Source organism: Escherichia sp. AM3 (genome assembly GCF_032029835.1).
Taxonomy (GTDB): domain Bacteria; phylum Pseudomonadota; class Gammaproteobacteria; order Enterobacterales; family Enterobacteriaceae; genus Escherichia; species Escherichia coli.
This window is the reverse complement of record NZ_JAVUPQ010000024.1, coordinates 1-23,416: the sequence shown is the minus strand read 5'-3', so window position 1 is coordinate 23,416 and position 23,416 is coordinate 1. Positions and strand designations below refer to the sequence as shown.

Sequence of the window (23,416 nt, the reverse complement as noted above, 5' to 3'; positions counted from 1 at the left end):
TTGCATCCGGCACAATGCTTAATCGCGGCGGGCGATATCAGCAAATTTGGCATCGAGGATCTTTGCCAGATCGCCTGCCGCCAGTTCGATATCCAGTCCGCGCTTGCCGCCGGAAACATAAATAGTGGCAAATTCTTGTGCGGGGGCGTCGATAATCGTTGGCAGACGTTTTTTCTGCCCCAGTGGGCTAATCCCCCCAACCAGGTATCCCGTCGAACGCTGCGCGACCATCGGATCGGCCATCTCAACTTTCTTGGCACCCAGCGCTTTTGCTACTTTTTTAAGATCCAGTTGACCTGCGACCGGCGTAACGGCCACGGCAAGGTGTTTCATATCACCGTTCACTGCCACCAGCAGCGTTTTGTAGACCTGATCCGGATTCAAACCTAATTTTTTGACGACTTCATCGCCAAAATTGGTTTCAGCCGGATCGTGCTCGTAGGTATGGATTTGAAACGAAATCTTGTTTTTTTCGAGTAATTTAACTGCGGGTGTCATGGTAATTTTCCTGCCTTAAACAAAAAAACGAAGCAAGCATACGCCTGATGGCGGTCCAAAAAAAAGAGTCATCTTGCCTAAGAGTATTGGCAGGATGGTGAGATTGAGCGACAATCGAGTTACACCGTCGCTTAAAGTGACGGCATAATAATAAAAAAATGAAATTCCTCTTTGACGGGCCAATAGCGATATTGGCCATTTTTTTAGCGCAACATTTGCGGCAAATTCCCTTCTCCATACAGGTGTAGTGCACCGACCGCGACCACATATCGCCCCGGCGGCATGGCGCGTAATTTATCCCGCCAGGCGAGATTTCGCTGATGCATCAGCACATCGTACAGCGACTGACTGAACGTATTGGGCAGCGTTATATCATTATTTTGCGGAGGTGCATTCAGCCACCAGCTCATCATTTGTTGCAGCAACCGTGCGTTGGTATGCCAGTGGGTCAGCGTATCGTCCAGCAGCGCCAGTCCTTTGTCAGGGAGCTGGAGCAACATGGTAATCTGGTTTTCAGCCCCTTCCAGTTCAATCACGGGTTTATGTTGTTGCTTCGCCGCCTGCAATAACTGGTAATCGATACCGTATTCTGCCCGCAGCCCCAGTTTTTGTGCCTGCGTCGCCTGAAGAACCATCGCGATTTGCCACAGCGGTTGAGTAGAAAAGAGCGACGGAGAAATGCCCATCTCCTGGCTAATGTGCTGCAGATTTTGGAGTTGCTCCTCGTTAATGCGCTCTTCCAGCGCCTCGCAAGTAGGCAAATTAGCAAAAGGCGTATCGCTGGTGGAAACATCCGCCTCGACGATCAGCGCATCGGCGTTTTTGAGCTTTTTGAGCAAACGGGTGGGCAGGGGAGCCATATCGTGGCTACCCATATGAATACTGCCAATCAGATGAAAATGGCGATTGCCGGGAAGGGTGATATCGATGGCAGGCCAGGTGTAATGATTACCGCGCAGCGCGGCCCAAAGCGTTTTTACCCGGTACAACAGATCCATACGACCTCCCTTTGTGAAATATCATGCTAGCGCGCGGGGAGGGATGGCGCAAATGGAGTTGGGGACTTGTTTAATGTGTTTGTATGATTCAGTATGTTCTTGTATCGCTATTCACAGGGAAGCAACAGTTAAAAACTATGAAACAGGCAACAAGAAAACCGACGACACCCGGAGATATTCTTCTCTATGAATATCTGGAACCGCTCGATTTGAAAATCAATGAGTTAGCAGAGTTGCTGCATGTTCATCGTAATAGCGTCAGTGCACTGATCAATAACAATCGTAAACTCACTACTGAGATGGCATTTCGTCTGGCGAAAGTTTTTGATACCACAGTCGATTTTTGGCTAAACCTCCAGGCGGCGGTTGATCTTTGGGAAGTTGAAAACAACATGCGCACCCAGGAAGAATTGGGACGGATTGAAACAGTGGCTGAATATTTAGCACGCCGTGAAGAGCGTACAAAAAAGGTCGCGTAAGGCCAAAACATCGCTTCATCTCGGATGCCGGATAAGGCGTTCACGCCGCATCCGGCATCCGAGCACCATTGCCTGATGCGACGCTTACGCGTCTTATCAGGCCTACAAACCTGTGCCTGAACCGTAGGCCGGATAAGGCGTTTACGCCGCATCCGGCAGTCATGCGTCGATGCCAAATGCGCCACCCTAAAGCAGCGCATCCGCAATGATGTACTTATTCCTTCGGTTTAAACCGCAGCAACCGGTTGGCGTTACTCACTACGGTAATCGACGAGAGCGCCATTGCCGCTCCGGCAACTACCGGGTTAAGCAGTGTTCCAGTGAACGGCCACAAAATACCGGCGGCGACCGGAATACCGATACTGTTGTAGATAAACGCACCGAGCAGGTTCTGCTTCATGTTGTGCAGCGTTGCGCGGGAAATAGCGAGCGCATCCGCAACGCCCATCAGGCTATGGCGCATCAGGGTAATCGCCGCGGTTTCAATGGCAACATCACTGCCGCCACCCATCGCAATGCCGACATCCGCCTGAGCCAGCGCTGGCGCGTCGTTAATGCCGTCGCCCACCATTGCCACCTGACGTCCTTCACTTTGCAGATGTTTGATCGCTTCGGCTTTACCGTCCGGCAGCACCCCGGCGATCACCTCATCAATCCCTGCTTCTTTGGCGATCGCATTGGCGGTGGTTGGGTTATCCCCGGTCAACATCACCAGACGATATCCCGCTTTATGCAGGCGTTGCAGCGCCGCCACGCTATCACTACGCAATGGATCGCGTACAGCCAGCAGGGCTACTGCTTTCCCGTCAATCGCCAGCAGCACAGGCGTTGCTCCTTGCGATGCCTGAGCTGAAATATCGGCTTCAATCGCTTTAGTATCGACTTGCTGATCATTTAACAACGCCTGATTGCCCAGCAATAACGCATGACCTTCAGCTTCACCGCTCACGCCCAGCCCGCGCAATGTGCGGAAACCGTTGACCTGCGGTAGCTGCATATCGCCTGCTTTATCGAGGATCGCTCGTGCCAGCGGATGGCTGGAACCTTGTTCCAGTGCCGCCGCCAGACGCAATGCCTGCGCTTCATCAACATCAGCAAATGTTTTCACTGCGACAACCTGCGGCTTCCCTTCGGTCAGCGTCCCGGTTTTATCGAACACGACGGTATCGAGTGTACTGGCGCGTTGCAGCGCGTCGGCGTCCCGCACCAGCACGCCAAACTCAGCCGCCCGCCCGACGCCGGAAATAATCGACATCGGCGTCGCCAGCCCCAGCGCACACGGACAGGCGATAATCAGTACCGTGGTGGCAATCACCAGGGTATAAACAATTTGCGGTGCCGGACCAAAGAAGTACCAGATTGCCGCACTGACCAGCGCAATCACCACCACCACAGGTACAAATACGGCTGAGATTTTATCCGCCAGCTGACCGATTTCTGGCTTGCTGCTCTGGGCCTGGCGCACCATGCGAATGATCCGTGACAGCGTGGTATGGCTGCCAACCGCACTGGCACGAAACAGCACACTGCCGTCCTGTACCACTGTCCCGGCATGGACGCTTTCGCCTTCGCCTTTTTGCTGTGGGATTGGTTCGCCCGTCAGCATCGCTTCATCCAGCCATGCTTCGCCCTGGGTAATCTCGCCATCTACCGGCACGCGATCGCCGGTCGTCAGGCGCAGTAACATCCCTGGCTGAACTTCCGCCAGCGGCACGCTTTTTTCACCCTCTGCGGTGACCACTCGCGCCGTCGGTGGGGTTAAATCGAGTAATTTCTCCAGCGCCTTAGAAGAACGCTGACGTGCGCGCGCTTCCAGCATATGGCCGAGATTAATCAGACCGATAATCATCGCACTGGCTTCATAGTAAAGATGCCGCGCTTCCATCGGGAACCACTGCGGCCACAGGTTGACGCTCATCGAATAGAGCCACGCCACACCCGTTCCCAGCGCCACCAGCGTATCCATCGTCGCTGCACCGTTCAGCAGGCTTTTCCATGCACTGCGGTAAAAATGGCCGCCGGCGAAAACCATCACTGCCAGGGTTATCAGGCCGATAACTAACCACAAGCTGCGGTTGTCAGCGGTGACCATCATGTTATCGCCGATCATCCCCCAGACCATTACCGGGATACCCACAGCCAGTGCAACAATTGCCTGCCAGCGGAAGCGCTTCATCGTAGCTACGGCGGTTTCTTGCTGGCGCTCGCGGCGTTTAGCGTCATCTTCAATCGCTTCCGCACCGTAGCCCGCTTTTTCCACCGCCTGCACTAAATCTTGTGGGGAGGCACTGCCCATCACCAGCGCAGTACGCTCCGCCAGGTTTACCCGTGCCTGAGTGACGCCCGGTACGCTTTGCAGCGCATTTTGTACGCGGGTGACACAGCTGGCGCAGCTCATGCCGCTCAGCAGCAACTGCTGGCTGTCATCGTCATCGGCGGTCGCTGCCGGAAGCGCCTCAGAAACCGCTGTCAGTGCTTCCGACGGGATTGATGACTCCGCCAGCGGTTTAGCCTTTGGGTGGCTTACAGATGCGTCATAACCCGCTTGTTTGATGGTTTCGATCAGCTGTTCTGCACTGGCAGTCCCGGTAACGTGCGCTTCAGTGATAGACACATCCGCCTGCTCAACATCCGGGTGCTGTTCAAGACTTTCTTTCACGCGTTTAACGCAGTGACCGCAGGACAGGCCGTCCAGGGTCAGGTCGATAGTTTGTGACATAAAACACTCCTTTAAGACAGTTTTGACTGGCTGTGATAAAGGTTAAACCTTCCAGCAAGGGGAAGGTCAAGAAATTAATAAACCAGGCGAGTAAAAGTCCGTAAAAATTAAAAAATTGGCTCAATTTGCATCAGGATTAGACATTTATCTCTTTGTTTTCCTGTAGTTAAGTTGCGGGTGCTAAGTTAAATCAGGATGCCTGAAAATCGGCACCGGGGTGAGGAATTACCTCCCGCATCTATAAAAAGGAGTTAACAAAAGATGTTAGATGCAAACAAATTACAGCAGGCAGTGGATCAGGCTTACACCCAATTTCACTCACTTAACGGCGGACAAAATGCCGACTACATTCCCTTTCTGGCGAATGTACCTGGTCAACTGGCAGCAGTGGCTATTGTGACCTGCGATGGCAACATCTATCGCGCGGGTGATAGTGATTACCGCTTTGCGCTGGAATCCATCTCGAAAGTCTGTACGTTAGCCCTTGCGTTAGAAGATGTCGGCCCGCAGGCGGTACAGGACAAAATTGGCGCTGACCCGACCGGATTGCCCTTTAACTCAGTTATCGCCTTAGAGTTGCATGGCGGCAAACCACTGTCGCCACTGGTAAATGCTGGCGCTATTGCCACCACCAGCCTGATTAACGCTGAAAATATTGAACAACGCTGGCAGCGAATTTTACATATCCAACAGCAACTGGCTGGTGAGCAGGTAGCGCTCTCTGATGAAGTCAACCAGTCGGAACAAACAACCAACTTCCATAACCGGGCCATTGCCTGGCTGCTGTACTCCGCCGGATATCTCTATTGTGATGCAATGGAAGCCTGTGACGTGTACACCCGTCAGTGCTCCACGCTCATCAATACTGTTGAACTGGCAACGCTTGGCGCGACGCTGGCGGCGGGTGGTGTGAATCCGCTGACGCATAAACGTGTTCTTCAGGCCGACAACGTGCCGTACATTCTGGCCGAAATGATGATGGAAGGGCTGTATGGTCGCTCCGGTGACTGGGCGTATCGCGTTGGTTTACCGGGCAAAAGCGGTGTAGGTGGCGGTATTCTGGCGGTCGTCCCTGGCGTGATGGGAATTGCCGCGTTCTCACCACCGCTGGACGAAGAAGGCAACAGTGTTCGCGGTCAAAAAATGGTGGCATCGGTCGCTAACCAACTCGGCTATAACGTGTTTAAGGGCTGATCATGATGAACACGGAAGGTAATAACGGTAACAAACCTCTCGGTCTATGGAACGTCGTTTCCATCGGCATTGGGGCAATGGTGGGGGCGGGGATCTTCGCGCTGCTGGGGCAGGCTGCATTGCTAATGGAAGCCTCGACCTGGGTCGCCTTTGCTTTTGGCGGTATTGTGGCGATGTTTTCCGGTTATGCCTATGCGCGTCTGGGGGCGAGCTATCCCAGCAATGGCGGCATTATCGACTTCTTTCGTCGCGGATTAGGCAACGGCGTCTTTTCGCTGGCGCTCTCGTTACTGTACCTGTTGACGCTGGCGGTGAGCATCGCCATGGTCGCCCGTGCTTTTGGCGCTTATGCCGTGCAGTTTTTGCATGAAGGCAGCCAGGAGGAGCACCTTATTTTGCTCTACGCGTTGGGGATCATTGCGGTGATGACGCTTTTCAACTCCTTAAGCAACCATGCGGTAGGGCGGCTGGAAGTGATCCTCGTCGGCATTAAAATGATGATCCTGTTATTGCTGATTATTGCCGGTGTCTGGTCGCTGCAACCGGCGCATATTTCCGTCTCTGCGCCCCCCAGCTCCGGTGCGTTCTTCTCCTGTATTGGGATAACTTTCCTTGCCTATGCGGGCTTTGGCATGATGGCGAACGCGGCGGATAAAGTGAAAGATCCGCAGGTCATTATGCCACGGGCGTTTCTGGTGGCGATTGGCGTTACCACGTTGCTTTATATCTCGCTGGCACTGGTTTTGCTTAGCGATGTATCGGCATTAGAGTTAGAAAAATATGCCGATACCGCCGTAGCGCAGGCTGCTTCTCCGCTGCTCGGGCATGTGGGTTATGTGATCGTCGTCATCGGCGCTTTACTGGCGACGGCTTCAGCCATTAACGCGAACCTGTTCGCCGTGTTTAACATCATGGACAACATGGGCAGCGAACGCGAACTGCCGAAGCTAATGAATAAATCCCTGTGGCGGCAGAGTACCTGGGGCAACATTATTGTCGTGGTGTTGATTATGCTGATGACGGCGGCACTGAATTTAGGCTCACTCGCCAGCGTTGCCAGCGCCACCTTTTTGATTTGCTACCTGGCGGTGTTTGTGGTGGCGATCCGCCTGCGTCATGATATTCACGCCTCGTTGCCGATTCTTATCGTTGGTACGTTGGTGATGTTGTTGGTGATCGTTGGCTTTATCTACAGTCTGTGGTCCCAGGGTAGCCGTGCGTTGATATGGATTATTGGCTCACTCTTACTCAGCCTTATTGTGGCAATGGTCATGAAGCGCAATAAAACCGTATAACATCTCTCTGTGCGCAGTACTTCCTGTATTATTGTGGTGGCGGTCGATATTCGCACTGGCAAAAAAACGTGCTTGAATATCTGTTGAAACCCTTTAACAAAGCACAGGAGGCGTTGCGCGAACGATGAACATCAGCGATGTAGCAAAAATTACCGGCCTGACCAGCAAAGCCATTCGCTTCTATGAAGAGAAGGGGCTGGTGACGCCGCCGATGCGCAGCGAAAACGGTTATCGCACCTACACGCAGCAGCATCTCAACGAACTGACCTTACTGCGCCAGGCACGGCAGGTGGGCTTTAACCTGGAAGAGAGCGGCGAGCTGGTGAATCTGTTTAACGACCCGCAGCGGCACAGCGCCGACGTCAAACGGCGCACGCTGGAGAAGGTGGCGGAGATCGAACGACACATTGAGGAGCTGCAATCCATGCGCGACCAGCTGCTGGCACTGGCGAATGCCTGCCCTGGCGATGACAGCGCCGACTGCCCGATTATCGAAAATCTCTCCGGCTGCTGTCATCATCGGGCAGGGTGATTAAGACGAGACGGCTCGGATATGTAGGGTTATCCCTTCTATCGCAATGACTTCAACATGCGTACCTGCACCGGGATCCTCGCTGGCGCTGACAGGCCATGAACTGTCACCGACGCGCATATGACCGCGCCCGTTGACCAGCGGAGATTCCAGCACAAAACGTCGGCCAATCAGCTGCTGCCCGCGCTGGTTTAAATGACTATCGCTGTGCTTTTGTTCGCGCACCCGCCGCGACAACCATTTCCACCACAGCCAGGCGGCGAGCAGCGTCAGGATGGCAAACATTACCCCTTGCCACTCCCAACCCAGCGGCACCAGCCAGACCACCAGGCCGGTAATCACCGCTGCCACGCCGCTCCACAACAAATAACCATTTCCGCCCAGCATCTCGGCTGCCAGCAGCAAACCGCCGAGACTGAGCCAGAAAATATGTGGATGAACGACCATTAACTCCATCATGGCTGAGTCCGTTTGTTGGCACTGTCTTTCACCAGCTCGGCAATCCCGGCAATCGACCCCATCAGGCTGCTGGCCTCTAATGGCATCATCACTACTTTGCTGTTACTGGAGGAACCGATCTGCTGTAACGCTTCGGTGTATTTCTGCGCTACGAAGTAGTTCACCGCCTGAATATCACCGGAGGCGATAGCTTCAGACACCATTTTGGTGGCGCGGGCTTCTGCTTCGGCGGAACGTTCACGCGCTTCAGCCTGTAAAAACGCCGACTGACGTTCGCCTTCCGCTTTCAGGATTTGCGACTGTTTTTCACCTTCGGCTTTAAGGATTTCCGCCTGACGGATCCCTTCCGCTTCAAGAATGTAAGCGCGTTTGGTACGTTCCGCTTTCATCTGCGCGTTCATTGAAGAGATAAGCTCTGCCGGTGGGCGCACGTCGCGAATTTCAATACGGGTGACTTTAATCCCCCACGGGTTGGTGGCTTCATCGACAATACGCAGCAGGCGTGAGTTGATGCTGTCGCGCTGAGAGAGCATTTCGTCAAGTTCCATTGAACCCAACACGGTACGGATGTTAGTCATGGTCAGGTTGATGATCGCCAGCTCCAGATTGCTGACTTCATAAGCCGCGCGCGGCGCGTCAATCACCTGAATAAAACAGACTGCGTCGATGGTAACGTTGGCGTTATCTTTCGAGATAACTTCCTGGGAAGGGATATCGAGCACTTGTTCCATCATATTGATCTTGCGACCAATGCGATCCATAAACGGCACCACCAGACTGAGCCCCGGCTGTAACGTTTTGGTATAGCGACCAAAACGTTCTACCGTCCATTGATAGCCCTGCGGCACGATTTTGACGCCCGCGCCGACAATGACCAGCGCGACAAAAATGAGAATCGGGATAAAGATAAGCATCGGAAAAACCTCCTGTTGTACCGTCCATAATCAGCAAAATTGCTGCTTGATTAAACAAATTATACCTGATTACTGAAAGAGAGTTCCCCCTTATTCCTGCGAAGGATAAACTGTTTTTAGTAAAAATCAGAAAAAGGGAACAGCGATGCAGGAAAATAGTCCTTTGCTTCAGCTACAAAACGTAGGATATCTGGCGGGTGATACGAAGATTCTTAATAACATCAATTTTTCGCTGCGTGCTGGCGAATTTAAGTTAATTACCGGTCCTTCTGGTTGTGGCAAAAGTACGCTGCTAAAAATAGTTGCTTCATTGATCAGCCCAACCAGCGGAACGTTACTGTTTGAAGGGGAGGATGTCAGCACACTAAAGCCAGAAATCTACCGCCAGCAAGTCTCTTACTGCGCCCAGACACCGACGCTGTTTGGCGATACGGTATACGATAATCTGATCTTTCCCTGGCAGATCCGTAACCAGCAGCCTGACCCGGCCATTTTTCTCGATTTTCTCGAACGCTTCGCTTTGCCGGACAGCATTTTGACGAAGGATATCGCCGAGCTATCTGGTGGTGAAAAACAACGCATCTCATTGATTCGTAACCTGCAATTTATGCCGAAGGTTTTATTGCTGGATGAAATAACCAGTGCGCTGGATGAAAGTAATAAACATAACGTCAATGAGATGATCCATCGTTATGTGCGCGAGCAAAATATTGCCGTGCTGTGGGTGACACACGATAAAGACGAAATTAATCATGCGGATAAAGTGATTACACTGCAACCGCATGCCGGAGAAATGCAGGAAGCACGCTATGAACTCGCATAATATTACTAACGAATCATTAGCACTGGCATTAATGCTGGTGGTGGTGGCAATCTTAATTAGCCATAAAGAAAAACTGGCGCTGGAGAAAGATATTCTCTGGAGCGTCGGGCGAGCGATAATTCAGCTGATTATTGTCGGCTATGTGCTGAAGTATATTTTCAGCGTGGATGATGCCAGCCTGACATTATTGATGGTGTTATTTATCTGCTTTAATGCGGCGTGGAACGCGCAAAAACGCAGTAAATATATTGCTAAAGCTTTTATCTCATCGTTTATTGCCATTACGGTCGGGGCGGGAATTACCCTGGCGGTGCTGATTCTCTCAGGGTCGATTGAATTTATCCCGATGCAGGTGATCCCTATCGCCGGGATGATTGCCGGTAACGCCATGGTAGCGGTGGGGTTGTGTTACAACAATTTAGGGCAACGGGTCATTAGCGAACAGCAACAGATTCAGGAGAAACTGAGTCTTGGCGCGACGCCGAAGCAGGCTTCAGCGATATTGATTCGCGACAGTATTCGCGCGGCTTTAATTCCGACGGTCGATTCAGCAAAAACGGTTGGCTTAGTGAGTTTACCAGGAATGATGTCCGGGCTGATATTTGCCGGGATTGATCCGGTGAAGGCGATTAAATATCAGATTATGGTGACCTTTATGCTGCTCTCAACCGCCAGCTTGTCGACCATTATTGCCTGCTATTTAACCTATCGTAAGTTTTATAATTCGCGCCACCAGTTGGTGGTGACGCAATTGAAGAAGAAATGATGCGATGCCGGATGCGCAGCATCGCATCCGGCGTTGTGGTTCATGTGCCGATCAACGGAATATCAATACAACAATGCATACAGCTGGCGGCGATACTTCGACGCCAGTGCATCACCCGTACCCAGCGCAGCGAGGATCTCCTGGAACGTTTTACGCGTCTGACCGTCTGCGGCGGTGAGATCTTTACGCAGATGCCCGAACAGCAACTCCAGCGCCTCTTCATTGCGCCCAACCTGATGCAGTTGCAGCGCCAGTTGCGTCGCCAGTGCGGCATCTTCTGGATTCTCCGCCACCTGCTGTTGCAACTGTTGAATTTCCGGCGTATCAGCCGCCTGCTTCAGCAGTTCGATTTGCGCCACCAGCCCCTGGTAGCGGGTGTCCTGATCCTGCAACGGAATGGTTTTCAGCACCGCTTCCGCATCTTCAGAACGGTTCAGCGCAATCAGCGTTTCTGCCAGCAGCAGGCCGATCTCCCCGTTCTGATTCGACAACTGCCAGGCGTCTTTCAGCAATGGCAGGGCATCGGTGTAATTGCCTTCCTGCATCAGTTGCATCGCCTGCTGCGCTTTCAGCTCTTCTTCGCGCGGCAGCACTTTATCCAGCAGGGCGCGGATCGCCTCTTCCGGTTGCGGCCCCTGGAAGCCATCTACCGGTTGCCCGTTCTGGAACAGATACACGGTCGGAATCGCGCGCAGACCAAACTGGGCGGCAATCATCTGCTCCGCGTCGCAGTCCAGCTTCGCCAGAATAAATTGCCCGTTGTACTGCGCCGCGAGGCTTTCCAGGATCGGGGTTAACTGCAAACAGTGCTGGCTACGTTCAGACCAAAAATAGAACAGCACCGGAGTGGTCATCGACTGTTCAAGAACCTGTTGCAGGTTAGATTCGTTAATGTTGACAATATTTTCTACGGACATGGAGTCGCTCTCTGTTGTCGATATTTTCTTTGACATGGGGGCTTAAGCGCGCGCTTCAACTCACCCCTGCAATATTTTGTCCATCACGCGCCCCGGCAGCAGGCGCTTGAGCACCATTACTGCCCAGGTCACCAGCGTTACCGGATAGCGCATCTTCGGCTTCTCGCTAATAAAAGCATGGCGTACTTTGTCCACCACCGCTTCCGGTCCCAACGTAAAGCGGGCGGCGATGCCGGGATTTTCGACTGGTTTATCACTTTGCGTCTGGTTGACGTTGTCGGTGAAGCGAGTACGAATGGGACCGGGTTCGATCAGGCTGACTTTAATTCCGCTGTGGCGCAGCTCCATGCGCAGTGCGTCTGACCACGCCTCCAGCGCATATTTACTGGCCGCGTAAGCGCCACGACCCGGCGTGGAGATTAATCCCATCACCGATGATGTCATCACAATACGCCCTTCACCGTGCGGTAACATCGCGGGTAACAGGCGCATGGTGAGCTGGTGTGCGCCGAAAAAGTTGGCGGAAAACTGCTGTTCCATCTGCGCACGGCTGATGGTGGAAAGGGGGCCATACATGCCGAATCCGGCATTGTTAAAGATCCCATACAGACAATTATCGGTCAGGGCGATCACTTCGTCGGCTGCGCGATCAACACTTTCTGGCGAATCCAGATCGATCAACACGCCGGTAAATCCCATGCTGTTCATACGCTCAACATCATCCGGTTTCCGGCAACCTGCCAGCACATGAAAACCCTGGCGTTTTAATTCGAGCGCGCTTTCCAGGCCAATTCCACTGGAACATCCGGTAATTAAGACCGATTTTTGCATAACTTTACCTGTCAGGATCTCCGTTGCTTTATGAGTCATGATTTACTAAAGGCTGCAACTGCTTCGCCATCCAGTCGGCAATAAACGGCTGGGCGTCGCGGTTGGGATGAATACCGTCATCCTGCATCCATTGTGGCTTGAGGTAGACCTCTTCCATAAAAAAGGGCAGCAGCGGAACATCAAACTCTTTGGCGAGTTTGGGGTAAATGGCGCTAAAGGCTTCATTATAACGGCGACCATAGTTTGCAGGCAGACGTATTTGCATTAACAATGGTTCAGCGTTGGCGGCTTTGACATCCTGCAAAATCTGGCGCAGCGTTTGCTCGGTTTGCTGTGGCTGAAAACCACGCAAACCGTCATTGCCGCCCAGTTCAACCAGCACCCAACGCGGCTGATGCTGTTTCAGCAGAGCCGGAAGGCGCGCCAGTCCTTGTTGCGAGGTGTCGCCGCTGATGCTGGCATTAACTACCGACGTTTTACTCTGCCACTTATCATTCAACAAGGCAGGCCAGGCCGCGCTGGCAGACATTCGATACCCGGCGCTCAGGCTATCACCCAGAATCAATAACGTGTCCGCTGCGGCGGCACGGAAGGTTAACAGGACCAGGAACAGGAAGGGCAAATGCCAGCGGAAAACATTGTTGAAGTTCATCATCTTAAGAAGTCCGTCGGTCAGGGGGAGCATGAACTCTCCATCCTCACCGGAGTTGAGCTGGTTGTCAAACGTGGCGAGACCATCGCACTGGTGGGCGAGTCGGGATCGGGTAAGTCAACCTTGCTGGCGATCCTCGCCGGGCTTGATGACGGCAGCAGTGGCGAAGTGAGTCTGGTGGGACAACCGCTACATAATATGGACGAAGAAGCGCGGGCAAAGTTGCGCGCGAAGCACGTCGGCTTTGTTTTTCAGTCATTTATGTTAATTCCTACCCTTAACGCGCTGGAAAACGTCGAGCTTCCGGCTCTGCTGCGCGGTGAGAGTAGCGCGGAAAGTCGTAACGGGGCGAAAGCGTTGCTCGAACAGTTAGGGCTGGGTAAACGTCTGGATCATCTTCCGGCACAGCTTTCCGGCGGTGAACAGCAACGAGTGGCGCTGGCACGAGCCTTTAATGGTCGACCTGATGTGCTGTTTGCCGACGAACCCACCGGCAACCTTGACCGCCAGACGGGCGATAAAATTGCCGACCTGCTGTTTTCCCTCAACCGTGAACATGGCACCACGTTGATTATGGTGACCCACGACCTGCAACTGGCGGCACGCTGCGACCGCTGCTTACGGCTGGTGAACGGGCAGTTGCAGGAGGAAGCATGATTGCACGTTGGTTCTGGCGCGAATGGCGTTCGCCGTCGCTATTAATTGTCTGGCTGGCGCTAAGCCTGGCGGTGGCCTGCGTGCTGGCGCTGGGCAATATCAGCGATCGCATGGAGAAGGGCTTAAGCCAGCAAAGCCGTGAGTTTATGGCGGGCGATCGGGCGTTGCGCAGTTCACGCGAAGTGCCGCAAGCGTGGCTGGAGGAAGCGCAAAAGCGCGGCCTGAAAGTCGGCAAGCAGCTGACTTTCGCCACAATGACCTTTGCAGGCGACACACCGCAGCTGGCGAACGTCAAAGCGGTGGATGATATCTACCCGATGTATGGCGATCTGCAAACTAATCCCCCTGGCCTGAAACCGCAGGCGGGCAGCGTATTGCTGGCCCCACGCCTGATGGCACTGCTTAACCTGAAAACGGGCGACACCATTGACGTGGGCGATGCCACCTTGCGGATTGCCGGAGAAGTGATTCAGGAACCGGATTCCGGTTTTAACCCCTTCCAGATGGCTCCGCGTCTGATGATGAATCTGGCGGATGTCGATAAAACCGGAGCCGTGCAGCCGGGGAGTCGGGTCACCTGGCGTTATAAATTCGGCGGCAACGAGAACCAGCTCGACGGCTATGAGAAATGGTTGTTACCTCAGCTTAAACCCGAACAACGCTGGTACGGTCTGGAACAGGACGAAGGCGCGCTGGGGCGATCGATGGAACGCTCGCAACAGTTCCTGCTGCTTTCGGCGCTTCTGACCTTGCTGCTGGCAGTGGCAGCGGTGGCGGTAGCGATGAATCATTACTGTCGCAGTCGCTACGATCTGGTGGCGATCCTCAAAACGCTGGGGGCAGGGCGAGCGCAACTGCGTAAGCTAATCGTCGGTCAGTGGTTGATGGTGCTGACGCTTTCAGCCGTTACCGGTGGGGCCATAGGTCTGTTGTTCGAAAACGTGTTGATGGTGCTGCTCAAGCCCGTTCTGCCTGCTGCACTACCGCCAGCCAGCCTCTGGCCGTGGCTGTGGGCGCTTGGCACCATGACGGTCATCTCGCTGCTGGTGGGGCTACGACCATATCGCTTGTTGCTGGCAACGCAGCCTTTACGCGTATTACGTAATGATGTGGTAGCGAACGTCTGGCCGCTGAAGTTTTATCTGCCGATTGTCAGTGTGGTGGTTGTGCTGCTGCTCGCCGGATTAATGGGTGGCAGCATGCTGCTTTGGGCGGTGCTGGCGGGCGCGGTAGTACTGGCTTTGCTGTGCGGTGTGCTGGGCTGGATGCTGCTGAATGTACTTCGCCGCATGACGCTGAAATCGCTGCCTCTGCGCCTGGCGGTTAGCCGCCTGTTACGTCAGCCGTGGTCAACGTTAAGTCAGCTTTCGGCATTTTCGCTCTCCTTTATGCTGCTGGCGCTGTTGCTGGTATTGCGTGGCGATCTGCTCGACCGCTGGCAGCAGCAGCTACCGCCAGAAAGCCCGAACTACTTTTTAATTAACATCGCCACAGAACAGGTAGCACCGCTAAAAGCGTTCCTCGCGGAACATCATATAGTCCCGGAATCATTTTATCCGGTAGTGCGGGCGCGGCTGACGGCGATTAACGATAAGCCGACAGAAGGTAATGAAGATGAGGCGCTTAATCGCGAACTCAATCTTACCTGGCAAAATACGCGGCCCGATCATAATCCGATTGTCGCCGGTAACTGGCCGCCAAAAGCCGATGAAGTGTCGATGGAAGAGGGGCTGGCGAAACGCTTAAACGTTGCCCTCGGTGATACCGTGACTTTTATGGGCGATACCCAGGAGTTCCGCGCTAAAGTGACCAGCCTGCGCAAAGTGGACTGGGAAAGTCTGCGGCCTAATTTCTATTTTATTTTCCCGGAAGGGGCATTAGACGGGCAACCGCAGAGCTGGCTTACCAGTTTCCGCTGGGAGAATGGCAACGGCATGTTGACGCAACTCAACCGCCAGTTCCCGACCATTAGCCTGTTAGATATTGGCGCGATTTTAAAACAGGTCGGTCAGGTGCTGGAGCAGGTAAGTCGGGCGCTGGAGGTGATGGTGGTGCTGGTCACCGCCTGCGGTATGTTGCTGTTGCTGGCACAGGTGCAGGTGGGAATGCGCCAGCGTCATCAGGAGCTGGTGGTATGGCGCACACTCGGTGCGGGGAAAAAACTGCTGCGCACGACATTGTGGTGTGAGTTCGCCATGCTTGGGTTTGTTTCCGGCCTGGTGGCCGCAATTGGTGCGGAAACGGCACTGGCAGTGTTGCAGGCGAAAGTGTTTGATTTCCCGTGGGAGCCAGACTGGCGATTGTGGATTGTTCTGCCGTGCAGCGGTGCGCTGCTGCTGTCGCTTTTCGGCGGCTGGCTGGGCGCGAGACTGGTTAAGGGTAAGGCGCTGTTCAGGCAGTTTGCGGGGTGATGACAGGTGTTAGATTGCCTGATGCGCTACGCTTATCAGGCCTACGAAGAGCGTGCAATATATTGATTTTGCAAGATTGTGTAGGCCGGATAAGGCGTTTACGCCGCATCCGGCATGAACAGTGTGCATTTTGGCAATAAATATGAAACCAACTGTCATGTCGGTTTTTTTAAAGACCGAAGGTGGTAAACCTTCGGCCTTAGCTACGTTTCCTCAGTTATTCAATAAACTGACGGATCAGTTCCAGCAGCGCGATTAGCGCCTTAAGAACGATGAGAACTTTATCGAGAAAAGTTTTCATCCGTTGCTCCCTTAAGGGAGAAAGACAATCACAGCTTACCCTTACGTTGCCTGTAACTATGATTTTCTTCATGTGCTAGATGAGGACTGCCTCTCTCCAAATTAGAGCACCAGAATCAGCACCACCTGTATCCTGACCAGGACTTAAAAGTACTTTTCCGCACTGCGGTAATCCCTTGAGGCAGTATCACTACTAGCGTCGGGATTGTATCGCCAACATAGCTGTTTGAATATGTAGGCATCCTGACTTATAATTCACTTGCTAGATGAGGACTGTTTCATTTCTGCCCGGAACCACCAAGTCTTGGGCGGAAAAAATAAAAAAACCGACTGTCATGTCGGTTTTTTTATATCTGTATTCTGGTGCAACCATTCTGTTCTCACGACAATCGCCGTTTCAGAATACCGCCCATCACTGCGCCTTAACCCATTCCGCCACTTCCGCCCACTCACCGCGAAAGACAACTTTTTCCGCTTTTTTCTCAAGCTGATAGCGATACATTGGGTCGTAATATTCTTTAAGTAACGGCACCAGCCAGGCCAGATGACCGTCGGTGCTGCCGGTGGTGAGTTGCGTTGTCAGCGCCGTATCCAGCTGGGCAGCGAGTTCGTTATAGCGCTGTAACCCCAGCCGACGCTTAATCGCCGAAAGTCCGTGATGCAGGTATTCGCAATATTCCTGCCAGCCCTGTTCGTCGCCATAAGCGTGGGTAAAATCATGATGCATACGCAAGAAATACTCTTCGTTCAGGCGTTCAAGACGGATCTCAAACGGATCTTCTACCACCGCAATCGCCGCCTGAGTCATTCGCTCGCGCAGACATTCCGGCAGGTGATTCGAACCGATCATCCGGCTTTCGTCTTCCAGCACCCACAGGCGCAAATTCTGACGGGCGTCGGTTTTTAGCATTTCGGCAGCCAGCAGGTTTTCAAAACTCGCCTGGCTAAGTTGTGGTTGTAACGTGCGACCAAACGCCGAACCGCGATGACGCGCCAACCCTTCCAGATCAACACCGTTCGGCTGTTGCTGCACTAACAGCGTTTTACCGCTGCCGGTACAACCGCCAATCAGCACTATCGGTTTTTGTGCCAGTTCAATAGTCGCCTGAATCGCGGTCTGGCGCAGTGCCTTATAACCGCCTTCCACCAGCGGATAATCAATCCCCGCTGCATGCAACCAGCTTTGCACAATATGTGAGCGCTGACCGCCACGGGCGCAGCAGAGAATACCTTGCGGATTTTGCAGGCACGCTGCCCGCCAGGCGTCCATGCGCTGCTGACGAATTTCACCCGCAACCAGTTTATGTCCCAGCGCCAGCGCTGCGTCTGAGCCTTGCTGTTTATAGCAGGTGCCAACGGCGGCGCGTTCATCGTTATTCATTAACGGCAGATTGATAGCGGCGGGCATTGCGCCTTGCTCAAACTCGATAGGGGCGCGAACATCAATAATGGGCGTATCAGCAATCAGCAGGGCACGATAGTCCTGTTCCGTGTGTCTCTCTTGCATAGTTAAAAGTGAACCTCAAATCAGCTTGCGCGCTATTTTACGCGCCAACGCGCAAGGAAACTTGATTTTTAACTGCGTGGGTTGCCGAAAATTTCTAAAAATCCGCTGATTTCCGGCCTGCGCTGGGTAAACAAGGTCACAATATCTTCTACCGCTTTGCCGCTGCCAAATTTGCGCCATGCCAGACTCAATGGCGAAGGAGGGCGCATCGTTGGGATTACCCGGCTGACCAGTTGTTGATTATCGATCATTGACTGGCAAAGCGATTTTGGCAAAAAACCAATGCCAACGCCCGCCAGATGGGCGGCGATTTTCGTTTCCATATCGGGAACAATAATCTCTTTTTGCCCTGGCAATCGCCAGGCGACGCGTTTGGTTAAGGTGCGGGCGCTGTCTTCAATATTGACCGCCGGAAAGCGCCGCAACTGCGCTTCTGTTAGCGGCTCTTCAACGTTCGCCAGCGGATGATCCGCCGCCATGACAAAGCGCCATTGCACCGATCCTAAGGGATCAAGACTAAAGGTATTTGCCAGCGCCTCAGTTCCCGTGACGCCGATAGCCAGCGAAAAACCTTCGTACAATAGCGAGTCCCAGACGCCCATATAGATTTGTCGGGAGATGTGAAACTGGGTAAAGGGGTAACGCTCATTCAGCCACGCCAGCAACTGGGCGACGGCCTGGGGGTTGTAGAGCAGGTTGTTGATGACAATATTCACCTGGCGTTCCACGCCATCATTCACCTGTTGCAGCTCGCTTGGCATACTTTCCAGCCAGCTCAGCCAGTCTCTGGCCTGGGAAAGTAGATGCTCGCCAGCCGCTGTCAACGTCACGCTGCGAGTCGTACGGAAAAACAGCGCTACTCCGGTATTCTCTTCCAGAAGTTTAATGCGATAACTGATCGTCGCCGTGGTTTTACATAATCGTTCTGCCGCTTTTGAAAAACCTCCTGTTTCAGCAACCGCAATGAAAGTCCGCAAGGTTTCTGGATCGAACATCTTCAGGTATCCCCTTTTAAATCCGCAAGTTGCGTGATTTTCTTATCCTCTGATTTATCAGTATTTTTACATGATAACCCTGTTCAATTTGTGGACTAAATCTAGTTTTGGAAAAATATTCCAACTTTTGTATTGATGTTGTTCTCTTAAGGTTTTAGATTGCCTGTTATTGAAACCAAGCTGACCGGTCGGCGGTGGTTGAACGGAATTATGTTACAAGGACAAAAAGATGAAACTTCAGGTATTACCGTTAAGTCAGGAAGCCTTTAGTGCTTATGGCGACGTAATCGAAACGCAGCAACGGGATTTTTTCCATATTAACAATGGCCTGGTGGAGCGTTACCACGATTTGGCGCTGGTTGAGATTCTTGAGCAAGACCGTACGCTTATCAGCATTAACCGCGCGCAACCGGCGAATCTGCCGCTGACCATTCACGAACTCGAACGTCATCCGCTGGGTACTCAGGCCTTTATCCCGATGAAAGGTGAGGTGTTTGTGGTGGTCGTGGCGTTAGGTGACGACAAACCAGACCTGTCAACGCTGCGGGCGTTTATCACCAACGGCGAACAGGGAGTGAATTACCATCGTAACGTCTGGCATCACCCACTTTTCGCCTGGCAGCGCGTCACCGATTTTCTGACCATCGATCGCGGCGGCAGTGACAACTGTGATGTTGAAAGTATTCCTGAACAGGAACTCTGTTTTGCGTGACGCCTGCAACCGACTTGCATAAGATAAACTAATTGTTCATTGTTTATGCTCACTTGTAGGTCGGAGTTAACGTAGGTATGACGGAAGTTAGACGGCGCGGCAGGCCAGGACAGGCGGAGCCTGTGGCACAGAAGGGCGCACAGGCGTTAGAGCGGGGAATTGCGATTCTGCAATATTTGGAAAAAAGTGGGGGAAGTTCGTCGGTTAGCGATATTTCTCTCAATCTGGATTTGCCGCTCTCCACGACCTTTCGCTTGCTGAAGGTTTTACAGGCAGCGGATTTTGTCTATCAGGACAGTCAATTAGGCTGGTGGCATATAGGATTAGGTGTCTTTAACGTCGGTGCGGCGTACATCCATAACCGCGATGTCCTCTCCGTCGCCGGGCCGTTTATGCGCCGCCTGATGTTACTTTCCGGCGAAACGGTCAATGTCGCGATCCGTAACGGCAATGAAGCGGTATTAATTGGTCAGTTAGAGTGTAAATCGATGGTCAGGATGTGTGCGCCACTGGGCAGTCGTCTGCCACTGCATGCTTCCGGTGCGGGCAAAGCGCTGCTTTATCCGCTGGCGGAAGAGGAGTTGATGAGCATCATTCTGCAAACCGGTTTGCAGCAGTTTACGCCAACTACGCTTGTGGATATGCCCACCTTGCTGAAGGACCTGGAACAAGCGCGTGAACTGGGCTATACCGTAGATAAAGAAGAGCATGTTGTAGGTCTGAATTGCATAGCTTCAGCAATTTACGATGATGTCGGTAGTGTTGTTGCCGCTATCTCCATCTCCGGGCCTTCATCAAGACTGACAGAAGATCGTTTTGTCAGTCAGGGTGAGCTGGTCAGAGACACCGCCCGCGATATCAGCACGGCGTTGGGACTGAAAGCACATCCATAATGTCTGTCGCATCCCGCTCTGCGGAGCGGGTTTTTTTGACAAAATTTGAAAGTTGGAAAAATTTTCCAATAAATAGAGGTAGGAATAAAATGGCAAAAATGAGAGCCGTTGACGCGGCAATGTATGTGCTGGAGAAAGAAGGTATCACCACCGCCTTCGGTGTTCCGGGAGCTGCAATCAATCCGTTCTACTCAGCGATGCGTAAGCACGGCGGTATTCGTCACATTCTGGCGCGTCATGTGGAAGGTGCTTCGCACATGGCGGAAGGTTATACCCGCGCAACGGCAGGAAATATCGGCGTATGTCTGGGGACTTCCGGTCCTGCGGGCACGGACATGATCACCGCGCTCTATTCCGCTTCTGCTGATTCCATTCCTATTCTGTGCATTACCGGCCAGGCACCGCGCGCCCGTCTGCATAAAGAAGATTTTCAGGCCGTAGATATTGAAGCAATTGCTAAACCGGTCAGCAAAATGGCGGTTACAGTTCGTGAAGCGGCGCTGGTGCCTCGCGTGCTGCAACAGGCATTTCACCTGATGCGTTCTGGTCGTCCGGGTCCGGTACTGGTGGATTTACCGTTCGACGTTCAGGTTGCGGAAATCGAGTTTGATCCTGACATGTACGAACCGCTGCCGGTCTACAAACCTGCTGCCAGCCGTATGCAGATCGAAAAAGCTGTAGAAATGTTAATCCAGGCCGAACGTCCGGTGATTGTTGCCGGGGGCGGGGTAATTAATGCTGACGCAGCTGCACTGTTACAACAGTTTGCTGAACTGACCAGCGTTCCGGTGATCCCAACGCTGATGGGCTGGGGCTGTATCCCGGACGATCATGAACTGATGGCCGGGATGGTGGGTCTGCAAACCGCGCATCGTTACGGTAACGCAACGTTGCTGGCGTCCGACATGGTGTTTGGTATCGGTAACCGTTTTGCTAACCGTCATACCGGTTCGGTAGAGAAATACACCGAAGGGCGCAAAATCGTTCATATCGATATTGAGCCGACGCAAATTGGTCGCGTGCTGTGTCCGGATCTCGGCATTGTCTCTGATGCTAAAGCGGCGCTGACACTGCTGGTTGAAGTGGCGCAGGAGATGCAAAAAGCGGGTCGTCTGCCGTGTCGTAAAGAATGGGTCGCCGACTGCCAGCAGCGCAAACGCACTTTGCTGCGCAAAACCCATTTCGACAACGTGCCGGTGAAACCGCAGCGCGTGTATGAAGAGATGAACAAAGCCTTTGGTCGCGATGTTTGCTATGTCACCACCATTGGTCTGTCACAAATCGCTGCGGCACAAATGCTGCATGTCTTTAAAGACCGCCACTGGATCAACTGTGGTCAGGCTGGTCCGTTAGGCTGGACGATTCCGGCGGCGCTGGGGGTTTGTGCCGCTGATCCGAAACGCAATGTGGTGGCGATTTCTGGCGACTTTGACTTCCAGTTCCTGATTGAAGAGTTAGCCGTTGGCGCGCAGTTCAACATTCCGTACATCCATGTGCTGGTGAATAACGCCTATCTCGGCCTGATTCGTCAGTCACAACGCGCTTTTGACATGGACTACTGCGTGCAACTCGCTTTCGAGAATATCAACTCCAGTGAAGTGAATGGCTACGGTGTTGACCACGTAAAAGTAGCGGAAGGTTTAGGTTGTAAAGCTATTCGGGTCTTCAAACCGGAAGATATTGCGCCAGCCTTTGAACAGGCGAAAGCCTTAATGGCGCAATATCGGGTACCGGTAGTCGTGGAAGTTATTCTCGAGCGTGTGACCAATATTTCGATGGGCAGCGAACTGGATAACGTCATGGAATTTGAAGATATCGCCGATAACGCAGCGGACGCACCGACTGAAACCTGCTTCATGCACTATGAATAAGGGAGATAAATAATGTTACGTTTCTCTGCTAATTTATCGATGTTATTTGGAGAATATGATTTTCTCGCCCGTTTTGAGAAAGCTGCGCAGTGTGGTTTTCGCGGCGTTGAATTTATGTTTCCTTATGACTACGACATTGAAGAATTAAAACATGTGCTGGCGAGTAATAAACTCGAACATACGCTGCACAATTTACCGGCGGGTGACTGGGCGGCGGGGGAGCGCGGTATTGCCTGTATTCCTGGCCGTGAAGAAGAGTTTCGGGATGGCGTAGCAGCAGCGATTCGTTATGCCCGTGCGCTGGGTAATAAAAAAATTAACTGTCTGGTCGGTAAAACGCCGGCTGGTTTCAGCAGTGAACAGATTCACGCAACGCTTGTAGAAAACCTGCGTTATGCCGCGAATATGCTGATGAAAGAAGATATTTTATTACTGATTGAACCTATTAACCATTTTGATATTCCTGGTTTCCATCTCACCGGAACTCGGCAGGCGCTGAAATTGATTGATGATGTTGGTTGCTGCAATTTGAAAATTCAGTATGACATTTATCACATGCAGCGGATGGAAGGTGAATTAACCAACACCATGACTCAGTGGGCTGATAAAATTGGTCACCTGCAAATTGCCGATAATCCGCATCGCGGCGAACCGGGAACCGGAGAAATTAATTATGATTATCTCTTTAAGGTAATCGAAAATTCTGACTACAACGGTTGGGTTGGGTGTGAATATAAACCCCAAACCACCACGGAAGCCGGTTTACGCTGGATGGATCCGTACCGTTAAAACGTAACGCTATTCAGACAATGCTTTTTTAGGCCGCTAAGTTGGCAGGGGATCGTGTTGTCTGAATTCAGGAAAAGCGAAATTTAAAAGAGGTTAATTATGAAACTGGGATTTATTGGCTTAGGCATGGTGATGCTGCCAACTTACTGATTTAGTGTATGATGGTGTTTTTGAGGTGCTCCAGTGGCTTCTGTTTCTATCAGC

The 23,416-nt window shown here is 52.6% G+C and carries 23 protein-coding genes and 1 pseudogene; 13 read left to right on the top strand and 11 right to left on the bottom strand.

Annotation, left to right across the window (positions count from 1 at the left end; genetic code table 11):
* Window positions 1–18 precede the first annotated feature (18 nt).
* A complete protein-coding gene (ybaK, locus tag RTW80_RS11445; RefSeq protein ID WP_000186631.1) occupies window positions 19–498 on the bottom strand; it encodes a Cys-tRNA(Pro)/Cys-tRNA(Cys) deacylase YbaK in 480 nt (159 codons plus the stop codon).
* 203 nt (window positions 499–701) lie between these two features.
* Complete coding sequence (locus tag RTW80_RS11440) at window positions 702–1,496, bottom strand: TraB/GumN family protein (protein WP_000365182.1); 795 nt, start codon at window positions 1,494–1,496, stop codon at window positions 702–704.
* 137 nt (window positions 1,497–1,633) lie between these two features.
* Between RTW80_RS11440 and RTW80_RS11435 the strand changes: the two genes are divergently transcribed.
* Entirely contained in the window at window positions 1,634–1,975 is a 342-nt protein-coding gene (locus RTW80_RS11435) for a HigA family addiction module antitoxin (RefSeq protein ID WP_001338329.1), read from the top strand.
* A 214-nt stretch (window positions 1,976–2,189) separates the two neighbouring features.
* Here RTW80_RS11435 and copA read toward each other — a convergent pair whose 3' ends face one another.
* The gene (copA, locus tag RTW80_RS11430; protein WP_063119224.1) at window positions 2,190–4,694 is read right to left on the bottom strand and encodes a copper-exporting P-type ATPase CopA; all 2,505 of its coding nucleotides are present in this window, start codon (window positions 4,692–4,694) and stop codon (window positions 2,190–2,192) included.
* A 261-nt stretch (window positions 4,695–4,955) separates the two neighbouring features.
* On the opposite strand from copA, the gene glsA reads away from it, so the two are divergent.
* The 4 genes and pseudogenes from glsA to cueR all read left to right on the top strand — a co-directional run bounded on the left by glsA (window position 4,956) and on the right by cueR (window position 7,715).
* The gene (gene glsA / locus RTW80_RS11425) at window positions 4,956–5,888 is read left to right on the top strand and encodes a glutaminase A (protein WP_000883020.1); all 933 of its coding nucleotides are present in this window, start codon (window positions 4,956–4,958) and stop codon (window positions 5,886–5,888) included.
* Between the two features lie 2 nt (window positions 5,889–5,890).
* Entirely contained in the window at window positions 5,891–7,183 is a 1,293-nt protein-coding gene (locus RTW80_RS11420; protein WP_000982172.1) for an APC family permease, read from the top strand.
* A gap of 30 nt (window positions 7,184–7,213) precedes the next feature.
* Window positions 7,214–7,311 (top strand): annotated as a pseudogene (locus tag RTW80_RS11415) (hypothetical protein); the annotation flags it as partial.
* Window positions 7,308–7,715 (top strand): Cu(I)-responsive transcriptional regulator, encoded by a 408-nt coding sequence (cueR, locus tag RTW80_RS11410; RefSeq protein WP_001026747.1) that lies wholly within the window; start codon window positions 7,308–7,310, stop codon window positions 7,713–7,715. The pseudogene RTW80_RS11415 and the gene cueR, both read left to right, overlap by 4 nt.
* Here the strand turns inward: cueR and RTW80_RS11405 are convergent, their stop codons facing one another.
* Both RTW80_RS11405 and RTW80_RS11400 read right to left on the bottom strand, forming a co-directional pair.
* Window positions 7,716–8,174 (bottom strand): NfeD family protein, encoded by a 459-nt coding sequence (locus RTW80_RS11405; RefSeq protein ID WP_312719125.1) that lies wholly within the window; start codon window positions 8,172–8,174, stop codon window positions 7,716–7,718.
* Window positions 8,171–9,088, bottom strand: a complete 918-nt coding sequence (locus RTW80_RS11400) for an SPFH domain-containing protein (RefSeq protein WP_000904502.1) — start codon at window positions 9,086–9,088, stop codon at window positions 8,171–8,173. Before RTW80_RS11400 ends, RTW80_RS11405 begins: the two co-directional genes overlap by 4 nt.
* Before the next feature lie 145 nt (window positions 9,089–9,233).
* Between RTW80_RS11400 and fetA the strand changes: the two genes are divergently transcribed.
* Both fetA and fetB read left to right on the top strand, forming a co-directional pair.
* Complete coding sequence (gene fetA, locus RTW80_RS11395; RefSeq protein ID WP_001157550.1) at window positions 9,234–9,911, top strand: iron efflux ABC transporter ATP-binding subunit FetA; 678 nt, start codon at window positions 9,234–9,236, stop codon at window positions 9,909–9,911.
* Window positions 9,898–10,677, top strand: coding sequence for an iron efflux ABC transporter permease subunit FetB (gene fetB / locus RTW80_RS11390; protein ID WP_001295323.1), 780 nt, complete (start codon window positions 9,898–9,900; stop codon window positions 10,675–10,677). The genes fetA and fetB overlap by 14 nt, the downstream gene beginning before the upstream one ends.
* A gap of 62 nt (window positions 10,678–10,739) precedes the next feature.
* Here the strand turns inward: fetB and cnoX are convergent, their stop codons facing one another.
* From cnoX to tesA, 3 genes are read right to left on the bottom strand one after another with little or no spacing between them, the layout of a single operon-like run.
* On the bottom strand, window positions 10,740–11,594 hold the full coding sequence (cnoX, locus tag RTW80_RS11385; protein WP_001295322.1) for a chaperedoxin: 855 nt from the start codon (window positions 11,592–11,594) through the stop codon (window positions 10,740–10,742).
* A 60-nt stretch (window positions 11,595–11,654) separates the two neighbouring features.
* Entirely contained in the window at window positions 11,655–12,464 is an 810-nt protein-coding gene (gene ybbO, locus RTW80_RS11380) for an NADP(+)-dependent aldehyde reductase (RefSeq protein WP_000148959.1), read from the bottom strand.
* Window positions 12,454–13,077: a multifunctional acyl-CoA thioesterase I/protease I/lysophospholipase L1 gene (gene tesA, locus RTW80_RS11375; RefSeq protein ID WP_001295836.1), complete on the bottom strand. Its 624-nt coding sequence runs from the start codon at window positions 13,075–13,077 to the stop codon at window positions 12,454–12,456. The genes ybbO and tesA overlap by 11 nt, the downstream gene beginning before the upstream one ends.
* On the opposite strand from tesA, the gene ybbA reads away from it, so the two are divergent.
* Both ybbA and ybbP read left to right on the top strand, forming a co-directional pair.
* On the top strand, window positions 13,048–13,734 hold the full coding sequence (gene ybbA / locus RTW80_RS11370; RefSeq protein ID WP_001110573.1) for a putative ABC transporter ATP-binding protein YbbA: 687 nt from the start codon (window positions 13,048–13,050) through the stop codon (window positions 13,732–13,734). The two genes, tesA and ybbA, sit on opposite strands and share 30 nt — an antisense overlap.
* Window positions 13,731–16,145, top strand: coding sequence for a putative ABC transporter permease subunit YbbP (gene ybbP, locus RTW80_RS11365; RefSeq protein WP_000561866.1), 2,415 nt, complete (start codon window positions 13,731–13,733; stop codon window positions 16,143–16,145). The genes ybbA and ybbP overlap by 4 nt, the downstream gene beginning before the upstream one ends.
* Before the next feature lie 217 nt (window positions 16,146–16,362).
* Here the strand turns inward: ybbP and dinQ are convergent, their stop codons facing one another.
* From dinQ to allS, 3 genes are all read right to left on the bottom strand, one after another.
* Entirely contained in the window at window positions 16,363–16,446 is an 84-nt protein-coding gene (gene dinQ, locus RTW80_RS31335) for a damage-inducible type I toxin DinQ (protein ID WP_349808740.1), read from the bottom strand.
* A 411-nt stretch (window positions 16,447–16,857) separates the two neighbouring features.
* The gene (gene mnmH, locus RTW80_RS11355) at window positions 16,858–17,952 is read right to left on the bottom strand and encodes a tRNA 2-selenouridine(34) synthase MnmH (protein ID WP_001157986.1); all 1,095 of its coding nucleotides are present in this window, start codon (window positions 17,950–17,952) and stop codon (window positions 16,858–16,860) included.
* A 68-nt stretch (window positions 17,953–18,020) separates the two neighbouring features.
* Entirely contained in the window at window positions 18,021–18,947 is a 927-nt protein-coding gene (gene allS / locus RTW80_RS11350; RefSeq protein WP_000460110.1) for an HTH-type transcriptional activator AllS, read from the bottom strand.
* A gap of 229 nt (window positions 18,948–19,176) precedes the next feature.
* On the opposite strand from allS, the gene allA reads away from it, so the two are divergent.
* The 4 genes from allA (at window position 19,177) to hyi (ending at window position 23,212) form a co-directional block, all read left to right on the top strand.
* Window positions 19,177–19,659, top strand: coding sequence for an ureidoglycolate lyase (allA, locus tag RTW80_RS11345; RefSeq protein ID WP_000776388.1), 483 nt, complete (start codon window positions 19,177–19,179; stop codon window positions 19,657–19,659).
* 77 nt (window positions 19,660–19,736) lie between these two features.
* A complete protein-coding gene (gene allR, locus RTW80_RS11340) occupies window positions 19,737–20,552 on the top strand; it encodes an HTH-type transcriptional repressor AllR (protein ID WP_000141275.1) in 816 nt (271 codons plus the stop codon).
* 89 nt (window positions 20,553–20,641) lie between these two features.
* Complete coding sequence (gene gcl / locus RTW80_RS11335) at window positions 20,642–22,423, top strand: glyoxylate carboligase (protein WP_001096881.1); 1,782 nt, start codon at window positions 20,642–20,644, stop codon at window positions 22,421–22,423.
* Between the two features lie 12 nt (window positions 22,424–22,435).
* Window positions 22,436–23,212 (top strand): hydroxypyruvate isomerase, encoded by a 777-nt coding sequence (gene hyi / locus RTW80_RS11330; RefSeq protein ID WP_000943544.1) that lies wholly within the window; start codon window positions 22,436–22,438, stop codon window positions 23,210–23,212.
* The last annotated feature ends 204 nt before the right edge of the window (window positions 23,213–23,416 follow it).

Bases quoted from the DNA above. Each gene is read 5' to 3' on its own strand.
- ybaK (WP_000186631.1), bottom strand. From the start codon at position 498: ATGACACCCGCAGTTAAATTACTCGAAAAAAACAAGATTTCGTTTCAA.
- RTW80_RS11440 (WP_000365182.1), bottom strand. From the start codon at position 1,496: ATGGATCTGTTGTACCGGGTAAAAACGCTTTGGGCCGCGCTGCGCGGT.
- RTW80_RS11435 (WP_001338329.1), top strand. From the start codon at position 1,634: ATGAAACAGGCAACAAGAAAACCGACGACACCCGGAGATATTCTTCTC.
- copA (WP_063119224.1), bottom strand. From the start codon at position 4,694: ATGTCACAAACTATCGACCTGACCCTGGACGGCCTGTCCTGCGGTCAC.
- glsA (WP_000883020.1), top strand. From the start codon at position 4,956: ATGTTAGATGCAAACAAATTACAGCAGGCAGTGGATCAGGCTTACACC.
- RTW80_RS11420 (WP_000982172.1), top strand. From the start codon at position 5,891: ATGATGAACACGGAAGGTAATAACGGTAACAAACCTCTCGGTCTATGG.
- cueR (WP_001026747.1), top strand. From the start codon at position 7,308: ATGAACATCAGCGATGTAGCAAAAATTACCGGCCTGACCAGCAAAGCC.
- RTW80_RS11405 (WP_312719125.1), bottom strand. From the start codon at position 8,174: ATGATGGAGTTAATGGTCGTTCATCCACATATTTTCTGGCTCAGTCTC.
- RTW80_RS11400 (WP_000904502.1), bottom strand. From the start codon at position 9,088: ATGCTTATCTTTATCCCGATTCTCATTTTTGTCGCGCTGGTCATTGTC.
- fetA (WP_001157550.1), top strand. From the start codon at position 9,234: ATGCAGGAAAATAGTCCTTTGCTTCAGCTACAAAACGTAGGATATCTG.
- fetB (WP_001295323.1), top strand. From the start codon at position 9,898: ATGAACTCGCATAATATTACTAACGAATCATTAGCACTGGCATTAATG.
- cnoX (WP_001295322.1), bottom strand. From the start codon at position 11,594: ATGTCCGTAGAAAATATTGTCAACATTAACGAATCTAACCTGCAACAG.
- ybbO (WP_000148959.1), bottom strand. From the start codon at position 12,464: ATGACTCATAAAGCAACGGAGATCCTGACAGGTAAAGTTATGCAAAAA.
- ybbA (WP_001110573.1), top strand. From the start codon at position 13,048: ATGCCAGCGGAAAACATTGTTGAAGTTCATCATCTTAAGAAGTCCGTC.
- tesA (WP_001295836.1), bottom strand. From the start codon at position 13,077: ATGAACTTCAACAATGTTTTCCGCTGGCATTTGCCCTTCCTGTTCCTG.
- ybbP (WP_000561866.1), top strand. From the start codon at position 13,731: ATGATTGCACGTTGGTTCTGGCGCGAATGGCGTTCGCCGTCGCTATTA.
- dinQ (WP_349808740.1), bottom strand. From the start codon at position 16,446: ATGAAAACTTTTCTCGATAAAGTTCTCATCGTTCTTAAGGCGCTAATC.
- mnmH (WP_001157986.1), bottom strand. From the start codon at position 17,952: ATGCAAGAGAGACACACGGAACAGGACTATCGTGCCCTGCTGATTGCT.
- allS (WP_000460110.1), bottom strand. From the start codon at position 18,947: ATGTTCGATCCAGAAACCTTGCGGACTTTCATTGCGGTTGCTGAAACA.
- allA (WP_000776388.1), top strand. From the start codon at position 19,177: ATGAAACTTCAGGTATTACCGTTAAGTCAGGAAGCCTTTAGTGCTTAT.
- allR (WP_000141275.1), top strand. From the start codon at position 19,737: ATGACGGAAGTTAGACGGCGCGGCAGGCCAGGACAGGCGGAGCCTGTG.
- gcl (WP_001096881.1), top strand. From the start codon at position 20,642: ATGGCAAAAATGAGAGCCGTTGACGCGGCAATGTATGTGCTGGAGAAA.
- hyi (WP_000943544.1), top strand. From the start codon at position 22,436: ATGTTACGTTTCTCTGCTAATTTATCGATGTTATTTGGAGAATATGAT.